We start from the raw sequence: 15,758 nt of genomic DNA on the forward strand, positions 1-15,758 counted from the left end.
GGCATCAGTACCGGTAGCTCAGCGAGGCCATCACGCTGCGCGGCTCGCCGTAGTAGCTCTGGCGCGTCCAGCCGTCGGGGCGGTCGATGTACTTGCGGTCGAGCAGGTTGTGCAGCGTCAGCGTCGCGCGCAGCTGCGGCGTGATCTGGTAGCCGGCCTGGGCGGAGAACACGGCCACGCCGCCGGCCTTCCAGCGCACGCCGCTGTCTTCCGAGTAGATGCCGCTGCGCACGCGCACGCCCGCCGCCAGGCTCAGGCCGTTGGCGAAGCGGTGGTCGCTCCACAGCGAGAAGAGGTGGCGCGGGAACACGGTGGTGAACGGCTGGCCCTGCTGGGCAGGCGCGGCGCTGAGCTGCCGCGTGCTGTTGTAGCCGTAGCCAGCCGTGAGATTCCACTGTGGCGTGATGCGGCCCGTGAGCTCGGCCTCCAGGCCCTGGCTGCGCACCTTGCCGGCGGCGACGGACGCGTCGGGGAAATCCGGGTCCGGGTCGGCCATCGCGCGGTTGCTGTCCTCGATGCGGTAGAGCCCCAGGCTGCTGCTCACGCGCTTGTCGAAGTGCTCGCCCTTGACGCCGACCTCGAACTGGTGGCCCTGGCGTGGCTGGAGGAAGCCACCGCCGCGGTCGGTCTCGGACTGCGGGCTGAAGATGCTGCTGTAGCTGCCGTAGACGGACCACTCGGGCCCCAGGTCGTAGACCACGCCGGCATAGGGCACGAGCTTGGCGTTCTCGCTGCGGTCGGTCGCGCGGTCCAGCAGGTTCTGGTACTCGAACCAGGCGACTCGTGCACCGGCCACCAGCGTGAGCGGCGCGACCGGCTTGATGCGTGCCTGGCCGAACAGGCCGTTCTGGATCTGCCGGATGCGGCTGTAGGGCGCGTCGATGGCGACGTCGGGCTTGGCCACATCGGGATCGGGCGCGAACACGTTCTGCACGAAGCCGTTCTGGCCCCAGGTGCTGGAGTTGTAGGCCGCGGTGTTGCGAAACACCTGGCGGTTGGCGCCCAGCACGATCTCCTGCCTGAGGCCCTGCCGCTGGAACGGCAGGCTCAGCTGGCCCTGCAGGTTGACCTCGCGCTCGCGCGTCGTCGAGAAGTACGGCACGACCAGCATGTCGCCGGTGACCGGGTCCACGTTGCTGTTGCCCCAGGCGATCTCGCCGGCGTTGTCGCGCGCGACGTGGTTGGCCGACAGCGTGAGCTTGCCGCCGCCGGCCAGCCGGTGCTCGAGCTCGGCGAAGCTGCGTTTGGAGTTCTGCTCCTGGTGGTTCCACAGCGCGCCGATGTAAGTGGAGCGCGAGACGTCGGGGTAGCCGCCGGCCGCATAGGCGGCCAGGCCGAAGAAGGGCCGGTTGGTCGTGCGCTGCTGGCTGTGGCCGAGCGACAGCGTGGTGTCGGCATCGAAGTCGTATTCCAGCGTGCCGTAGACCATGGGCTGGCGCGTCCTGGCGTAGTCGGTGAAGTAGTGCCGGTTCTGCCAGGCGACCACCAGGCGCCCGCGCAGGCTGCCGTCGGCGTTGAGCGGGCCGGTCACGTCGGCATCGGCGTAGTAGTGGTCCCAGGAGCCGACGCTGGTCTTGGCGTTGAAGCCGAACTGGTCCTGCGCGCGCTTGCGCACCATGTTGACGGTGCCGCCCGGGTCGCCCGCGCCCTGCAGCAGGCCGGCGGGGCCACGCCAGACCTCGACGCGGTCGAACATGGCCAGGCTGAAGTTGTTCTCGTAGACGCGCGCGGACGAGGACACGCCGTCGATCTGGTAGCGGTCGATGTTGTAGCCGCGCGATTCGAGGTTGAAGTTGTTGGTGCCGTAGGTGGTGACCTTGAGCGCCGTCGTGTACTGCATGGCCTCTTCGATGCTGAAGAAGTTCTGGTCCTCGATGCGCTGGCGCGTGAGCACGCTGACGGAGTTGGGCGTCTCCCGCAGCGCGTGTTCGCCCAGGCCGATGGTCACAGCGCGGGCGGTGTAGTCGCGGCTGCCCTCGGTCGTGGCGCTGCGCTCGGCACCGGCCACGACCTGCACGGCCGGCAGCGCGCCACCGGTGCCCGGCACCGGGGCGGCAGGTGCGGTGGACGCAGTGCCGCCGCGTTCCACCACGAAGGTCTTGCCGCCATCGGCCGTGCGCACGGCCAGGCCGCTGCCGGCCAGCAGGCGGTCGAGCGCCTCGCGCGGCGTGAGGCTGCCGCGCAGTGCGCCCGCGCTGCGGCCCTGGGCCAGGCCGCTCGCGAACATGACCTGCACGCCGGCCTGCTGCGCCAGCACGTTGAGCGACTGCTCCAGCGGGCCGGCCGGCAGATCCAGCGCCACGGTCTGGGCCTGCGCACCGAGCGCGAGCAGCGCCGCAGCGGCGGCAAGCGGGGCACGGCGCCGCAGCGCCAGCCACAGCGGCAGGCGACGGGCCGCAGGGAACACGGAACGGTGGAACGGTGGCACGGAAGCGCTCTCCTGGGTGGTGGTGGACATCTGGAGAACAAGCCGTCCGGCGCGGCCACGAACCCTACCCCTGGCGCAATTTTTTTTCGCTCAGCGCGCCACCACCGTGGCGCTGCCGTCGGCGGCGTGCTGCACGCGCACCGGCAGCAGCGTGGGCAGCAGGTCGAGCAGGGCCGCGGCGTTGGCCGTGCGGTAGACGCCCGAGACCTCCAGGCCGGCCAGCGCCGGGCTGGCCAGGTGCACCGGCTGGCCGCGGTAACGGGCGATCTCGCGCAGCACCTCGGCCAGCGGCGTGCGCTGGAACACGAAGCGCCCGTCGCGCCAGGCCGTGGCAGCCTCGGCGTCGACACGGCGCACCGGGCCGAGAAGGCCGTCCTGCGCATCGGCCCGCTGGCCAGGCTCCAGCGTCACGCCCGCGGCGGCGCGGCCCTGCAGCGCCACGCGCCCGCGCAGCACGGTGACGGCCACGTCCTCGCCCCAGCGCCGCACGTCGAAGGCCGTGCCCAGCACACGGACCTGTGCCGCGCCGGCATCCACCGTGAACACGCGCCAGGCCGAGGGCGCCACCTCGAACAGCGCGCGGCCGCTCTCCAGCGCCACGCGGCGCGAACGCAGGTGGCGTTCCACGCGCAGCCGGGTGGCGGTGTCCAGCGTCACGGTGCTGCCGTCCGACAGGTTCAGCACGAGGCGCTGGTCGGCGCGCGTGGCGACACGCTCGGTGCGCCAGGCCGGGTCGATCCAGGCCAGCAGCGCCGCTGCGCCGGCCACGCAGAGCAAGGCCACGGCGGGTGCCTTGCGCCGGCGCACGGGCGGCGGCGGCTCCCCGCGCGCGGGCAGCGGAAAGCGCTCGCGCAGCGCCTGGCGGTGGCGCTGCAGCGCCTCGTCGGCCGGCGCGGGCAAGGGCTGCGGCTTCATGCGCGGCCCCCTCTTCGCAACGCGGTGCGGCAGGCCGCCATGCCCAGCCGCAGGTGCTTCTCCACTGTCTTGTGCGCAATGCCGAGCTGCTGCGCCACCTCGGCATGCGGCAGTTCGTGGATCTTGTGCATCACGAACACCTGCCGGCAGCGCTCGGGCATGGCCTCGATGGTGCGGCACAGCAGCTCCAGCTCCTGGCGCGCCTGCAGCGTGTCCGCCACGCCGGCCTGGTCGGATGGCACCTCGGGCAGTTGCTCGACCGCATCGATCCAGTGGCGTTCCCGGTCCTGCGTGCGCATGCGGTCCACGGCGCGGTCGTGCGACATGCGCCGCAGCAACGCCAGCGGCACGCGCACCGGGTCGTGGCGCGGGCGCTCCAGCAGGTCCACGCAGACGTCGTGCACCGCCTCGCGCGCCAGCCCACCGTCGCCGAAGCGCCAACGCAGCTGCGCGACCAGCGTGTCGTAATGCCGCACGAGCGCGGCCAGCAGCGGTGAGGAGGGACGGGAGTGCAGCACGGGCAGGCGGCGGTGGACGTCCAGTCCGCGAAAGATGAGAATATTTCGCATTATCAACCGGCCACGGCCTGGCCGCCGCCGGCGGCCCGCTCAGCTCAGGAAGAACTTGATCACGCCCTTGGCCGCGAAGCCGACCATGCCCAGCCCCAGCCCCAGCAGCAGCACGAAGGTTCCGAAGCGCCCGGCCTTCGACTCGCGCGCCAGCTGCAGGATGATGAACAGCATGTAGAGCATGAAGGCGCCGAGGCCGAAGGTCATGCCGAACCAGGCGATCTGGGCTTCGGTGTAGCCGAACATGCGGGTCAGGCCACCAGCTCGCGGTAGGCGTGCCAGCTGGCATGGGCCAGCCAGGGGGCCACCAGCACCAGGCCCAGCAGCGCGGGCAGCAGGGACAGCAGCGTGAGGCCCACCAGCAGCACGGCCCACAGCGCCATGGGCAGCGGGTTTTCGAGCACCGCGCGCCAGCTCGTCAGCACGGCCGCCAGCACGCCGATGCGCCGGTCCAGCAGCAGCGGGATGGCAATGACGCTGGAGGCGAACACGGGCGCGGCCAGCAACGCCCCCAGCGCCAGCCAGGCCTCGAACAGCCAGCCCTGCCCGGCTGCGACGACCAGCAGCAGGAAATCCTCAGGCCGCCGCACCATCCCCGGCGCGAAACCCGTGACGAGCGCGGCCGAGGTCACGACCCAGCCAGTGCCCGCGCAGGCCAGCAGGACGCCGAACAGCACGAGCCGGCCATCGCGGGGCCACCACACGCGCAGCGCCGTGGCCAGAGTGGGCCGTTCTCCGCGTTCCAGCGCACGGCTGACCGCATACAGGCCCGTGGCCGCGACGGGCGCGACCAGAAGAAACCCCGAGAACGCGCCAGCCAGTAGCCAGAACTCGGCATGGGCCACCAGTGCGAGCGCGGCACCGAAGCCGGCCAGTACCAAGCCGTGCAGCAACCCCGGCAACGGGCAACGCCACAGGTCAGCCCACCCACGCGCCAGCCAGCGCAGCGGCGCACCGGCGCCGACGGTGCGCACGGCATGGCGCCGGCTTTCGGTCAGGGCACTGTTGGCCTTGTGGTGGGGCATGCGCCATGCTCCCATGGCGCAGTGCAGGCCGCGTTGACCTGCATCAAGCGATCAGGTCAGCTGCGCGGCGTCTTGGGCTGGACGTCTTCCACGTCCTGCGTGATGGCGCCGGGCGGGCTGAAGGGCGAGGGCTCGCCGGGCGCGGCTTCCGGTGCGGTGCGGCCCCGCGGGCTGGTGGCCTGCTGCTGCCAACTGCGGTAGCGACGCCAGCTGGCGGCCGGGTCCACACCCATGCCGCCGAACTTGAGGATGAAGGGCCGGCCGGTGAGGCGCGCCCACAGCAGCCGCAAGCCGAACACCACGGCCAGCACGGCCGCCGCCAGCACGAGGCCGGCCGCCACCGCCAGCCCCGCGACCAGCAAGGCCACCTGCAACATCAGGCGTACGAGGCCCGCTACGAAATCACCCACGGCCCCATCACTCCTTTGTTGCGTGCCCGCGATCATCAGTGCACCACCCGGTCGAAGCGGAATTCACCCGGCGACTGGATCGGGTCCACATCCACCGGAATCACCGCCTTGGGCGCGAAACGCCCTTCGAGCAGCATCTTGGACAGCGGATTCTCGATGCGCTGCTGGATCGCCCGCTTGAGCGGACGGGCACCATACACCGGATCGAAGCCGACCTTGGCCAACTCCGCAAGCGCGGCAGGGGAAACGTCCAGCGTCAGGTCCAGGTGCGCAAGCCGTTCGCGCAAGGCGCGGATCTGGATGTTGGCAATCGCCTCGATGTGCTGCGCGTCCAGCGCGTGGAACACCACGGTCTCGTCGATGCGGTTCAGGAACTCGGGCCGGAAGTGGTTCTTGAGCTCGCCCTGCACCGCCTCCTTGATGTCCTCCGCGTCCTGGCCGACCATGGCCTGGATCAGGTGCGAACCGATGTTGCTGGTCATCACGATCACGGTGTTCTTGAAGTCCACGGTGCGGCCCTGGCCATCCGTGAGGCGGCCATCGTCCAGCACCTGCAGCAGCACGTTGAACACGTCCGGGTGCGCCTTCTCGACCTCGTCGAGCAGCAGCACGCTGTAGGGCTTGCGCCGCACGGCCTCGGTCAGGTAGCCGCCCTCGTCGTAGCCCACGTAGCCCGGGGGCGCGCCGATCAGGCGGGCGACCGAATGCTTCTCCATGAACTCGCTCATGTCGATGCGGATCAGGTGGTCCTCGCTGTCGAACAGGAAGCCCGCCAGCGCCTTGCACAGCTCGGTCTTGCCCACGCCCGTGGGGCCCAGGAACAGGAAGGAGCCGGTCGGCCGGTTCGGATCGGACAGGCCGGCGCGCGAGCGCCGGATGGCGTTGGCCACGGCCACGATGGCCTCGTCCTGGCCCACCACGCGCTGGTGCAGCTTGTCTTCCATGTGCAGCAGCTTCTCGCGCTCGCCCTGCATGAGCTTGGACACGGGGATGCCGGTGGCGCGCGCCACGACCTCGGCGATCTCCTCGGTGCCGACCTGGGTGCGCAGCAGGCGCGCGCCATGGCCCACGCCCTTGCCGGCTTCCTTGTCCTGCGCTTCCTTGAGCTTCTTCTCCAGCTCGGGCAACTTGCCGTACTGGATCTCGGCGACCTTGTTGAAGTCGCCTTTGCGCTTGAGTTCCTCGACCTGGAAGCGGAACTTCTCGATCTCTTCCATGACCTCCTTGGAGCCCAGCGCCTCGGCCTTCTCGGACTGCCAGACCTCGTCGAGGTCGGCGATCTCTTTTTGCAGCTTGGCGATCTCGTCCTCGATCAAGCCGAAGCGCTTCTGCGAGGATTCGTCCTTCTCGCGGCGCACGGCCTCGCGCTCGATCTGCAGCTGGATCAGGCGGCGGTCCAGCCGGTCCATGACCTCGGGCTTGGAGTCCATCTCGATCTTGATCTTGGCCGCGGCCTCGTCGATCAGGTCGATGGCCTTGTCGGGCAGGAAGCGGTCGGTGATGTAGCGGTTGGACAGCTCGGCCGCGGCCACGATGGCCGGGTCGGTGATCTGCACGCCATGGTGCGCCTCGTACTTGTTCTGCAGGCCGCGCAGGATGGCGATGGTCGCCTCCACACTGGGCTCGCCGACGAGGATTTTCTGGAAGCGGCGCTCCAGCGCGGCGTCCTTCTCGATGTACTTGCGGTATTCGTCCAGCGTGGTCGCGCCCACGCAATGCAGCTCGCCACGCGCCAGGGCGGGCTTGAGCATGTTGCCGGCGTCCATCGCGCCTTCGGCCTTGCCGGCGCCGACCATGGTGTGCAGCTCGTCGATGAAGACGATGGTCTGGCCCTCGTCCTTGGCCAGTTCGTTGAGCACGGACTTCAGGCGTTCTTCGAATTCGCCGCGGTACTTGGCACCGGCCAGCAGCGCGGCCATGTCCAGCGACAGCACGCGCTTGCCCTTCAGCGAATCGGGCACCTCGCCGGCGACGATGCGCTGGGCCAGGCCTTCGACGATGGCGGTCTTGCCCACGCCGGGCTCGCCGATCAGCACGGGGTTGTTCTTGGTGCGGCGCTGCAGCACCTGGATGGCACGGCGGATCTCGTCGTCGCGGCCGATCACCGGGTCGAGCTTGCCCATGCGGGCGCGCTCGGTCAGGTCCAGCGTGTACTTCTTGAGGGCTTCGCGCTGGCCCTCGGCCTCGGCGCTGTCGACCTTCTGGCCGCCGCGCACGGCGTCGATGGCCGATTCCAGCGCCTTGCGCGAGACGCCGTTCTCGCGCAGCAGCTTGGCCGCGTCGATCTTGCTGTCCACGAAGGCGAGCAGGAACAGCTCGCCTGCGATGAACTGGTCGCCGCGCTTGAGCGCCTCCTTCTCGGAGGCCTGCAGCAGCGTCACGAGGTCGCGGTCGGGCTGGACCTGCTCCTGGCCCTGCACCTGGGGCAGGCGTTTGACCGCGCCTTCGGCCGCGGCCAGCAGGCCCTGCACGTTGGCACCCGCGCGTTCGAGCAGCGGGCGCGGGCTGTCCTGCTGCTTGAGCATGGCGACCAGCACGTGCTGGGGCGTGATGTAGGCGTTGTCATTGGCCAACGCGAGGGACTGGGCGTCGCCCAGGGCTTCTTGAAACTTGGTGGTGAGCTTGTCGATTCGCATGTTCGAGTTCTCCGAATTGCAACGAACATGGGGCGAGGATGCGCCCGTTTCAAGGGCAGCGCTATCGGTGCGCGCCGACAGCTTGATCTGGATCAGGCGTTCTGCGCGGTGATGCCCCAGCGCGCCAGGGCCGCGTCGTCGCTGACGCGGGCGTCGACCCAGCGGCCGCCTTCGGGCGTCTGCTCCTTCTTCCAGAACGGGGCCTGGGTCTTGAGGTAGTCCATCAGGAACTCGCAGGCCTGGAAGGAGGCGCCGCGGTGGGCCGAGGTCACGGCCACCAGCACGATCTGGTCGGTGGGCGCGAGCGGACCCACACGGTGCACCACGCGCGCGCCATAGAGCGGAAAGCGCGCGAAGGCCGCATCGACCATGGCCTCGATGGCGCGCTCGGTCATGCCAGGGTAGTGCTCCAGCTCCAGCGCCGTGACCTGGCCCGGGGCGTCGGGATGGCGGTCACGCACGGTGCCGACGAAGCTGCAGACGGCGCCCACGCGGGCGTCCTGCGCGCGCAGGGTGGCGATCTCCACGCCGAGGTCGAAGTCGGCGGTCTGGATGCTGACGCGGGGAAGAGACATGCGGCGATTCTCGCGCAAGCTATAGTGGCGCCCCATGTTCGCCCTGATCGCCCCCAGCACCACACCCGTGGCCGGCTGCTGCGCGAAAAAAGCGAACAAACCGCCGCTCGTCTGACCGGGGCTGCGGTTCCGTCGTCGGATGTGCGACGGAACCCCTGGCAGCCCTCCTGCACGAGCTTCGCGCGCGCTCCCCCTTCGATGGTCGACCCCGACGGTCTTGTTGTACCCATCGAAAGGAATGCTCGTGTCTTCTGCCTCCCTCTTCTCCGGCCTGTGGATTCCACTGGTCACGCCCTTCACCGCCGACGATCAAGTCGACCACGCCGCGCTGAGCGCCCTGGTGCGCGATCTGTGCCAGCGCGGCGTGGCCGGCTTCGTCCCCTGCGGCAGCACCGGCGAGGCCGCCGCACTGACGGCCGAAGAGCAGCTGGCCGTGCTGGACACCACGCTGGCCGCGGCCCAGGGCCTGCCCGTGCTGATGGGCGTGGGCGGCTACCGGCTGCAAGGCGTGCTGGCCCAGCTGGAAGCCGTTTGCACCAGGCCCGTGGCCGGCGTGCTGGTGGCGGCGCCGTTCTACACCCGGCCCTCGCAGGAGGGGCTGCTGGGCTGGTTCCGCGCCCTGGCCGATGCCAGCCCTGTGCCGCTGGTGCTCTACGACATTCCCTACCGCACGGGCACGGAACTGCGGCTGGAGACGCTGCTGGCGCTGGCCGACCACCCGCGCATCCAGGCCATCAAGGACTGCGGCGGCGACGCGGGCAAGACGGCGGCGCTGATCGCCGACGGCCGGCTCTCGGTGCTGGCCGGCGAGGACGCGCAGGTTTTCAGCAGCCTGGCGTTGGGGGCCTGCGGCGCGATCACAGCCAGCGCGCACCGGCACACCGAGCGCTTCGTGCAGGTGATCGAACGGCTGCAGGCTGGCGCGCTGGCCGAGGCCCGCGCGCTATGGCAGCCGCTGCTGCCCTGGGTACAGGCGGTGTTCGCAGAGCCCAATCCCGGCCCGATCAAGGCCTTGCTGGCCGAGGCCGGGCAGATGGGCGACCGTCTGCGCGCGCCGATGACCAGCGCCTCGCCCGCCCTGCGCCAGCGGCTGCGTGCGCTGGAGGACGGCCTGCTCAGCCGCCCGTGACGGGTGGGAAGAAGGCGACTTCCGCGCCTTCGTGCAGCGCGGCGGTTTCGTCCTGCATCTGCTGGTCCACGGCCACGCGCACGGCGCGGCCACGGGCCAGCAGCTCGGCATAGGCCCCGCCGCGCGCGCGGAGTTCGTCGCGCAGCGCGCCGACGGTGGCTGCTTCGGTCTGCACCGCTTCCTGGCCCAGGCCCAGGCCTTCGCGGATGGAGGCGAAATAACGGACGGAAAGCTTCATCCCCACAGGTCCTCGAAGGGCAGGAAACGCACGGTGTCGCCGCGTGCGATCGGCTGGCCGGCAGGCGTGTCGACCAACCCGTCGCTCCAGGCCACGGAGGTCAGCACGCCAGAGCTCTGGTTGGGGAACAGCTCCAGCGCGCCTTCGGCATTGCGGCGCGCGCGCAGAAACTCGCGGCGCCGGTCGGCACGCTTCCATTCGAAGGCGGCCGGCAGGTGGACTACCGCGGGCGCCGTGTGCGCAGCACCCTGCAACTGGAGCAGGAACGGGCGGACCAGCATCAGGAAGGTGACCAGGCTGGACACCGGATTGCCAGGCAGGCCGATGAAATGGCAGGCCGCGCCGTCGCCGCCGGGGATCGATCCGTAGGCAAACGGCTTGCCGGGCTTGATCGCGATCTGCCAGAGCTCGAGCTGGCCGAGGGCCTGCACGGCGGGCTTGACGTGGTCTTCCTCGCCGACCGAGACGCCGCCACTGGTCAGGACCAGGTCGTGGCCCTGGGCCGCGCTGCGCAGGGCCTGGACGGTGGCATCCAGCCGGTCCGGCACGATGCCCAGGTCGCTGACCTCGCAGCCCATGCGCTGCAGCAGCGCGCGCAGGAAGAAGCGGTTGGAGTTGTAGATCGCGCCCGGGCGCATCTGCGCGGGCGGCACCTCGCCCGGCATCACGAGTTCGTCGCCGGTGGAGAACAGGGCCACGCGCGGGCGCCGCGCGACGGTCAGCTCCGCCAGGCCGATGCTGGCCGCCATGCCCAGCGCGGCCGGTGTGAGCCGCGTGCCCTGCGCGAGTACGGTCGCGCCCAGCGCCACGTCCTCGCCGGCGCGGCGAATGGACTGGCCCGGCGTGGGCACACTGCGCACGCGGATGCGGCCGTCGTCGAGCAGCTCGCAGTCTTCCTGCATCACGACGGCGTCCGCGCCTTCGGGCACGGGCGCGCCCGTGAAGATGCGCGCGGCGGTGCCGGCGGCCAGGGCCGTCCCGGTGCTGCCGGCCGGAATGCGTTGCGACACGGGCAGCACGGCGCCCGCGACGGGCACCTCGGCGCAGCGCAGCGCATAGCCATCCATGGCACTGTTGTCCAGCGGCGGCACCTGCAGGCCGGACACCGCATCGCGCGCCAGCACGCGGTGGTCGGCATCGAAGGTGGACACGGTCTCGGCGGCGGCCAGCGGCTCGGCGCAACCCAGCAATTGGGCCAAGGCCTCGTCCAGGGTCTTGAGCTTGGCGGCGGGATGGTTCATGGAGCCTCGTCGGTACGGTGGGCGAACTGCGCGGCATTGTCGGCCAGCCAACGGGCCAGCGCCGGCACGTCGTTCAGATCCAGCACCGGGCACAGGGGGGCGGGCTGGAGCACGGCCGGCGCGTCGGTCAGCACGGCGCGGACCTGCGAATCCTCGGGGTAGCGCGCGGGGCGCTGCTCGCCGGCGCGGCGCAGTTCCAGCCGCGGCAGGTCCTCGTGCTTGAAGCCTTCGACCAGCACCCAGTCCACGTCCTGGCGCAGCTCGGCGATCAGGCCGCGCGCGGTCGGCGCCTGCTCGGCGGCGTACTCGCGCAGCAGCGCCAGGCGGCGGTCCGAGGCGACGACCACCTCCTGCGCGCCGGCTTCGCGGTGGCGCCAGCTGTCCTTGCCCGGCGTGTCGATGTCGAAGCCGTGGTGCGCGTGCTTGACGACCGAGACCGTCTCGCCGCGGGCCTTGAGCAGCGGGATCAGGCGCTCGATCAGCGTGGTCTTGCCGGCGCCCGAGTAGCCGGCGAAGCCCACGACCTTCATGCGCAGTGTTCGGCGATGTAGCGCTTGACGACTTCCGCGTCGGCCGGCACGCGCTGCACGCGGCGCGGCAGGTCTTCGATGCCCTCGAACTTGGCCGGCCGCTCGGGCGCGCGGCCCAAGGCTTCGACGATGGTCTCGGCGAACTTGATCGGCAAGGCCGTTTCGAGCACCACCATGGGCACACCCGGCGCCACGTGTTCGCGCGCGACCTTCAGGCCGTCGGCCGTGTGCGTGTCGATCATCTGGCCGAAACGGCTGAAGGTGTCGCGGATGGTCGCGAGGCGGTCGGCGTGCGTGCTCTTGCCGCTGGCGAAGCCGAAACGCGTAGCGGCCTGCGCGAACAGCGGATCGGCCGACAGGTCGAAGCGGCCGGTCTTCGACAGCCCCGTGCCGAACAGCTCCGCCGTGCGTGCGCCGTCGCGGCCCAGCAGATCGAACACGAAGCGCTCGAAGTTGGACGCCTTGGAGATGTCCATCGACGGGCTGGAGGTCTCGTGCGTGTCGGCGCTGCCGCGCACGCGGTAGACACCGGTGCGGAAGAACTCGTCGAGCACGTCGTTCTCATTCGTGGCCACGACCAGTTGGGCGATCGGCAGGCCCATCATGCGCGCCACATGGCCGGCGCAGACGTTGCCGAAATTGCCCGAGGGCACGGTGAAGCTGACGCGTTCGCCTTCGGTCTTCGTGGCCTGGAAGTAGCCCGCGAAGTAGTAGACGACCTGGGCCAGCAAGCGCGCCCAGTTGATCGAGTTGACCGTGCCGATGCGGTACTGGCGCTTGAATTCCAGGTCGTTGGAGACGGCCTTGACGATGTCCTGGCAGTCGTCGAACACGCCGTCCACGGCCAGGTTGTGGATGTTGGCGTCCTGCAGGCTGAACATCTGGGCCTGCTGGAACGCGCTCATGCGGCCGTGCGGCGAGGTCATGAACACGCGCACACCCTGCTTGCCGCGCATGGCGTATTCGGCCGCGCTGCCGGTGTCGCCACTCGTGGCGCCCAGGATGTTGAGTTCAGCGCCGCGGCGGCCCAGTTCGTACTCGAACAGGTTGCCGAGCAGCTGCATGGCCATGTCCTTGAAGGCCAGCGTGGGGCCGTTGGACAGGGCTTCGAGGTGCACGCCTTCTTCAAGCTGGCGCAGCGGCACGATGGCCTCGGTGCCAAACACCTCGCGCGTGTAGGTCTTGGCGCACAGCGCCTTGAGGTCGGCGGCCGGGATGTCGTCGATGTAGAGCGACAGGATCTCGAAGGCCAGCTCGGCGTAGGGCAGTTGGCGCCAGCGCGCCAAGGTGGCCGCGTCGACCTGCGGGTACTGCTCGGGCAGGTACAGGCCGCCGTCGGGCGCCAGGCCTTCGAGCAGGATCTCGCAGAACTGCTTGCGGTCCGGGTGGCCCCGGGTGGAGAGGTAACGCATCAATTCAGCTCTTCCTTGCGGATGCGCGTGATCGGCGCCAGCACGGTGGGCAGAGCCTGCATCTTGGCGATGGCCGCGTCCATGCGGGCTTCCTGGCAGTCGTGCGTGAGGATGATCACGTCGGTCTGCGTCGAGCCCTCGCCGCCGACCTCGTCGGCCTCGCGCTGCAGCACCGCGTCGATGCTGATGTCCGCCTCGGCCAACAAGCCTGTCACCTTGGCCAGCACGCCGGCCTGGTCGGCCACGCGCAGGCGCAGGTAGTAGCTGGTCACCACCTCGCCCATGGGCAGCACCTTGAGGTCGCTCAGCGCATCGTGCTGGAACGCCAGATGCGGCACGCGATGCTCGGGGTCGGCCGTGTGCAGGCGGGTGATGTCGACCAGGTCGGCGATCACGGCGCTGGCGGTGGGCTCGCTGCCGGCGCCCTTGCCGTAGTACAGCGTGGTGCCCACGGCATCGGCCTGCACGACGACGGCGTTCATCGCGCCCTCCACATTGGCAATCAGGCGCTTGCTTGGCACCAGGCTGGGGTGCACGCGCAGCTCCACGCCCTTTTCCACGCGCTTGGTGATGCCCAGGAGCTTGATGCGGTAGCCCAACTGCTCGGCGTAGCGGATGTCCTGCGCCGACAGCTTGGTGATGCCTTCCACATAGGCCTTGTCGAACTGCACCGGGATGCCGAAGGCGATGGCCGACATGATGGTGGCCTTGTGCGCGGCGTCCACGCCCTCGATGTCGAAGGTCGGGTCGGCCTCGGCATAGCCCAGGCGCTGGGCCTCCTTCAGCACCACGTCGAAGTCCAGCCCCTTGCTGCGCATCTCCGACAGGATGAAGTTGGTGGTGCCGTTGATGATGCCGGCGATCCACTGGATGCGGTTGGCCGTGAGGCCCTCGCGCAGCGCCTTGATGATGGGGATGCCACCGGCCACCGCGGCCTCGAAGGCCACGATCACGCCCTTGGCCTGGGCCGCGGCGAAGATCTCGGTGCCGTGCACGGCCAAGAGCGCCTTGTTGGCCGTGACCACGTGCTTGCCAGCCGCGATGGCTTCGAGGACCAGTTGCTTGGCGATGCCATAGCCGCCGATCAGTTCGACCACGATGTCGATGCTGGGGTCGGCGATCACGGCGCGCGCATCGGCCACGACCTGCACGTCCGCGCCGACGATCTCACGCGCACGCGCGACGTTGAGGTCAGCCACGGTCGCAATCTCGATGCCACGGCCGGCGCGGCGCCGGATCTCCTGCTGGTTGCGCGCGAGAACGTTGAAGACACCGCTGCCGACGGTGCCGATGCCCAGAAGGCCGACCTGGATGGGTTTCATGCGAGAGCCGCTTGTGCGGTGGAGGAAGAGGAAACGGAATGGCGCTTGCGGTAGTGCTCGAGGAAGCTCGCGATGCGGCCGATGGCCAGGCGCAGGTCGTCCTCGTGCGGCAGGAACACGATGCGGAAATGGTCGGGCGTGGGCCAGTTGAAGCCGGTGCCCTGCACCAGCATGACCTTGGTCTCCTGCAGCATCTCGAGGATGAACTGCTGGTCGTCCTGGATCGGATAGATCTTGGGGTCCAGCCGAGGGAACATGTACAGCGCAGCGCTGGGCTTGACGCAGCTCACGCCCGGAATCGCCGTGATGAGTTCGTAGGCCAGGTCGCGCTGGCGGCGCAGGCGGCCGCCTTCGCGCACCAGGTCCTTGATGCTCTGGTAGCCGCCCAGCGCGGTCTGGATCGCCCACTGGCCCGGCACGTTGGCGCACAGCCGCATGTTCGAGAGCATGTTCAGGCCCTCGATGTAGTCGCGCGCGGGCTTCTTGTCGCCCGAGACCACGAGCCAGCCGGCGCGGTAGCCGCAGCTGCGGTAGCTCTTGGAGAGCGAGTTGAAGGTCAGCGTCAGCACGTCGTCCGACAGGCTGGCGATGGCCGTGTGCTTCACGTCGTCGTAGAGCACCTTGTCGTAGACCTCGTCGGCGAACAGCACCAGGCCGTGCTCGCGCGCCATGGCCACGAGCGCCTTGAGCAGTTCGTCGGAATACAGCGCGCCGGTCGGGTTGTTCGGGTTGATGACCACGATGCCCTTGGTCTGCGGCGTGATCTTGGCGCGGATGTCGTCCAGGTCGGGCATCCAGCCATTGGCCTCGTCGCAGCGGTAGTGCACGGGCGTGCCACCGGACAGGCTCACGGCGGCCGTCCACAGCGGGTAGTCGGGCGCGGGCAGCAGCAACTCGTCGCCGTCGTTGAGCAGCGCATTGGTGGCCATCACGATCAGCTCGCTGGCGCCGTTGCCCAGGTAGATGTCGTCCAGCGTCACACCCTTGATGCCCTGCTTCTGGGTCTCGTGCATGACGGCCTTGCGCGCCGCGAAGATGCCCTTGCTGTCCGAGTAGCCGGCCGAGTTCGGCAGGTTGCGGATCATGTCCTGCTGGATCTCTTCGGGCGAATCGAAGCCGAACACCGCGAGGTTGCCGATGTTGAGCTTGATGATCTTCTGGCCCTCTTCCTCCATCTGGCGCGCGGCGTCCATGATGGGGCCGCGGATGTCGTAGCAGACATTGGAGAGCTTGGCGGATTTACGGACGGTTTTCATGGAGTCCTCTTGTGCCCCTCGTGCTTCAGGCGGCTTGCGCCACGGCCCCACCGGCGTGCCTGTTGAAGCGAA

The 15,758-nt window shown here is 69.6% G+C and carries 15 protein-coding genes; 1 reads left to right on the forward strand and 14 read right to left on the reverse strand.

Going from position 1 to position 15,758, the window contains the following annotated elements:
- Positions 1-4: 4 nt before the first annotated feature.
- From ACSQ4M_RS32135 to ACSQ4M_RS32170, 8 genes are all read right to left on the reverse strand, one after another.
- A complete protein-coding gene (locus ACSQ4M_RS32135) occupies positions 5-2,428 on the reverse strand; it encodes a TonB-dependent siderophore receptor (RefSeq protein ID WP_436193413.1) in 2,424 nt (807 codons plus the stop codon).
- A gap of 90 nt (positions 2,429-2,518) precedes the next feature.
- Entirely contained in the window at positions 2,519-3,343 is an 825-nt protein-coding gene (locus ACSQ4M_RS32140; protein ID WP_436193414.1) for a FecR family protein, read from the reverse strand.
- Positions 3,340-3,861, reverse strand: coding sequence for an RNA polymerase sigma factor (locus ACSQ4M_RS32145; RefSeq protein ID WP_436193415.1), 522 nt, complete (start codon positions 3,859-3,861; stop codon positions 3,340-3,342). Before ACSQ4M_RS32145 ends, ACSQ4M_RS32140 begins: the two co-directional genes overlap by 4 nt.
- A 90-nt stretch (positions 3,862-3,951) precedes the next feature.
- The gene (locus tag ACSQ4M_RS32150) at positions 3,952-4,158 is read right to left on the reverse strand and encodes a DUF2788 domain-containing protein (RefSeq protein WP_056657197.1); all 207 of its coding nucleotides are present in this window, start codon (positions 4,156-4,158) and stop codon (positions 3,952-3,954) included.
- Between the two features lie 5 nt (positions 4,159-4,163).
- On the reverse strand, positions 4,164-4,937 hold the full coding sequence (locus ACSQ4M_RS32155) for a DUF2189 domain-containing protein (protein ID WP_436193416.1): 774 nt from the start codon (positions 4,935-4,937) through the stop codon (positions 4,164-4,166).
- Positions 4,938-4,993: 56 nt separating this feature from the next.
- The gene (locus tag ACSQ4M_RS32160; RefSeq protein ID WP_436193417.1) at positions 4,994-5,347 is read right to left on the reverse strand and encodes a hypothetical protein; all 354 of its coding nucleotides are present in this window, start codon (positions 5,345-5,347) and stop codon (positions 4,994-4,996) included.
- Positions 5,348-5,382: 35 nt separating this feature from the next.
- Positions 5,383-7,983 carry an ATP-dependent chaperone ClpB gene (gene clpB, locus ACSQ4M_RS32165; RefSeq protein ID WP_436193418.1) on the reverse strand — a complete coding sequence of 867 codons (2,601 nt, stop codon included), beginning with the start codon at positions 7,981-7,983 and terminating at the stop codon, positions 5,383-5,385.
- 92 nt (positions 7,984-8,075) lie between these two features.
- A complete protein-coding gene (locus ACSQ4M_RS32170; RefSeq protein ID WP_436193419.1) occupies positions 8,076-8,558 on the reverse strand; it encodes a molybdenum cofactor biosynthesis protein MoaE in 483 nt (160 codons plus the stop codon).
- 238 nt (positions 8,559-8,796) lie between these two features.
- On the opposite strand from ACSQ4M_RS32170, the gene dapA reads away from it, so the two are divergent.
- Positions 8,797-9,687, forward strand: coding sequence for a 4-hydroxy-tetrahydrodipicolinate synthase (gene dapA / locus ACSQ4M_RS32175; protein WP_436193420.1), 891 nt, complete (start codon positions 8,797-8,799; stop codon positions 9,685-9,687).
- Here dapA and moaD read toward each other — a convergent pair.
- The 6 genes from moaD to ACSQ4M_RS32205 are packed head-to-tail and all read right to left on the reverse strand — an operon-like array spanning position 9,674 to position 15,686.
- A complete protein-coding gene (gene moaD / locus ACSQ4M_RS32180; RefSeq protein ID WP_436193421.1) occupies positions 9,674-9,925 on the reverse strand; it encodes a molybdopterin converting factor subunit 1 in 252 nt (83 codons plus the stop codon). The genes dapA and moaD overlap by 14 nt on opposite strands.
- Positions 9,922-11,166 carry a molybdopterin molybdotransferase MoeA gene (locus tag ACSQ4M_RS32185; protein WP_436193422.1) on the reverse strand — a complete coding sequence of 415 codons (1,245 nt, stop codon included), beginning with the start codon at positions 11,164-11,166 and terminating at the stop codon, positions 9,922-9,924. The genes moaD and ACSQ4M_RS32185 overlap by 4 nt, the downstream gene beginning before the upstream one ends.
- On the reverse strand, positions 11,163-11,696 hold the full coding sequence (gene mobB / locus ACSQ4M_RS32190) for a molybdopterin-guanine dinucleotide biosynthesis protein B (protein WP_436193423.1): 534 nt from the start codon (positions 11,694-11,696) through the stop codon (positions 11,163-11,165). The genes ACSQ4M_RS32185 and mobB overlap by 4 nt, the downstream gene beginning before the upstream one ends.
- Positions 11,693-13,108 carry a threonine synthase gene (thrC, locus tag ACSQ4M_RS32195; RefSeq protein ID WP_436194102.1) on the reverse strand — a complete coding sequence of 472 codons (1,416 nt, stop codon included), beginning with the start codon at positions 13,106-13,108 and terminating at the stop codon, positions 11,693-11,695. Before thrC ends, mobB begins: the two co-directional genes overlap by 4 nt.
- The gene (locus ACSQ4M_RS32200; RefSeq protein ID WP_436193424.1) at positions 13,108-14,430 is read right to left on the reverse strand and encodes a homoserine dehydrogenase; all 1,323 of its coding nucleotides are present in this window, start codon (positions 14,428-14,430) and stop codon (positions 13,108-13,110) included. Before ACSQ4M_RS32200 ends, thrC begins: the two co-directional genes overlap by 1 nt.
- Positions 14,427-15,686, reverse strand: coding sequence for a pyridoxal phosphate-dependent aminotransferase (locus ACSQ4M_RS32205; RefSeq protein ID WP_436193425.1), 1,260 nt, complete (start codon positions 15,684-15,686; stop codon positions 14,427-14,429). The genes ACSQ4M_RS32200 and ACSQ4M_RS32205 overlap by 4 nt, the downstream gene beginning before the upstream one ends.
- Positions 15,687-15,758 lie beyond the last annotated feature (72 nt).

The sequence above is a fragment of the Pseudorhodoferax sp. LjRoot39 genome (assembly GCF_964253035.1).
Taxonomy (GTDB): Bacteria; Pseudomonadota; Gammaproteobacteria; order Burkholderiales; family Burkholderiaceae_C; genus Pseudorhodoferax.

Bases quoted from the DNA above. Each gene is read 5' to 3' on its own strand.
- thrC (WP_436194102.1), bottom strand. From the start codon at position 13,108: ATGCGTTACCTCTCCACCCGGGGCCACCCGGACCGCAAGCAGTTCTGC.
- ACSQ4M_RS32155 (WP_436193416.1), bottom strand. From the start codon at position 4,937: ATGCCCCACCACAAGGCCAACAGTGCCCTGACCGAAAGCCGGCGCCAT.
- ACSQ4M_RS32170 (WP_436193419.1), bottom strand. From the start codon at position 8,558: ATGTCTCTTCCCCGCGTCAGCATCCAGACCGCCGACTTCGACCTCGGC.
- clpB (WP_436193418.1), bottom strand. From the start codon at position 7,983: ATGCGAATCGACAAGCTCACCACCAAGTTTCAAGAAGCCCTGGGCGAC.
- dapA (WP_436193420.1), top strand. From the start codon at position 8,797: ATGCTCGTGTCTTCTGCCTCCCTCTTCTCCGGCCTGTGGATTCCACTG.
- ACSQ4M_RS32205 (WP_436193425.1), bottom strand. From the start codon at position 15,686: ATGAAAACCGTCCGTAAATCCGCCAAGCTCTCCAATGTCTGCTACGAC.
- mobB (WP_436193423.1), bottom strand. From the start codon at position 11,696: ATGAAGGTCGTGGGCTTCGCCGGCTACTCGGGCGCCGGCAAGACCACG.
- ACSQ4M_RS32140 (WP_436193414.1), bottom strand. From the start codon at position 3,343: ATGAAGCCGCAGCCCTTGCCCGCGCCGGCCGACGAGGCGCTGCAGCGC.
- moaD (WP_436193421.1), bottom strand. From the start codon at position 9,925: ATGAAGCTTTCCGTCCGTTATTTCGCCTCCATCCGCGAAGGCCTGGGC.
- ACSQ4M_RS32150 (WP_056657197.1), bottom strand. From the start codon at position 4,158: ATGTTCGGCTACACCGAAGCCCAGATCGCCTGGTTCGGCATGACCTTC.
- ACSQ4M_RS32185 (WP_436193422.1), bottom strand. From the start codon at position 11,166: ATGAACCATCCCGCCGCCAAGCTCAAGACCCTGGACGAGGCCTTGGCC.
- ACSQ4M_RS32200 (WP_436193424.1), bottom strand. From the start codon at position 14,430: ATGAAACCCATCCAGGTCGGCCTTCTGGGCATCGGCACCGTCGGCAGC.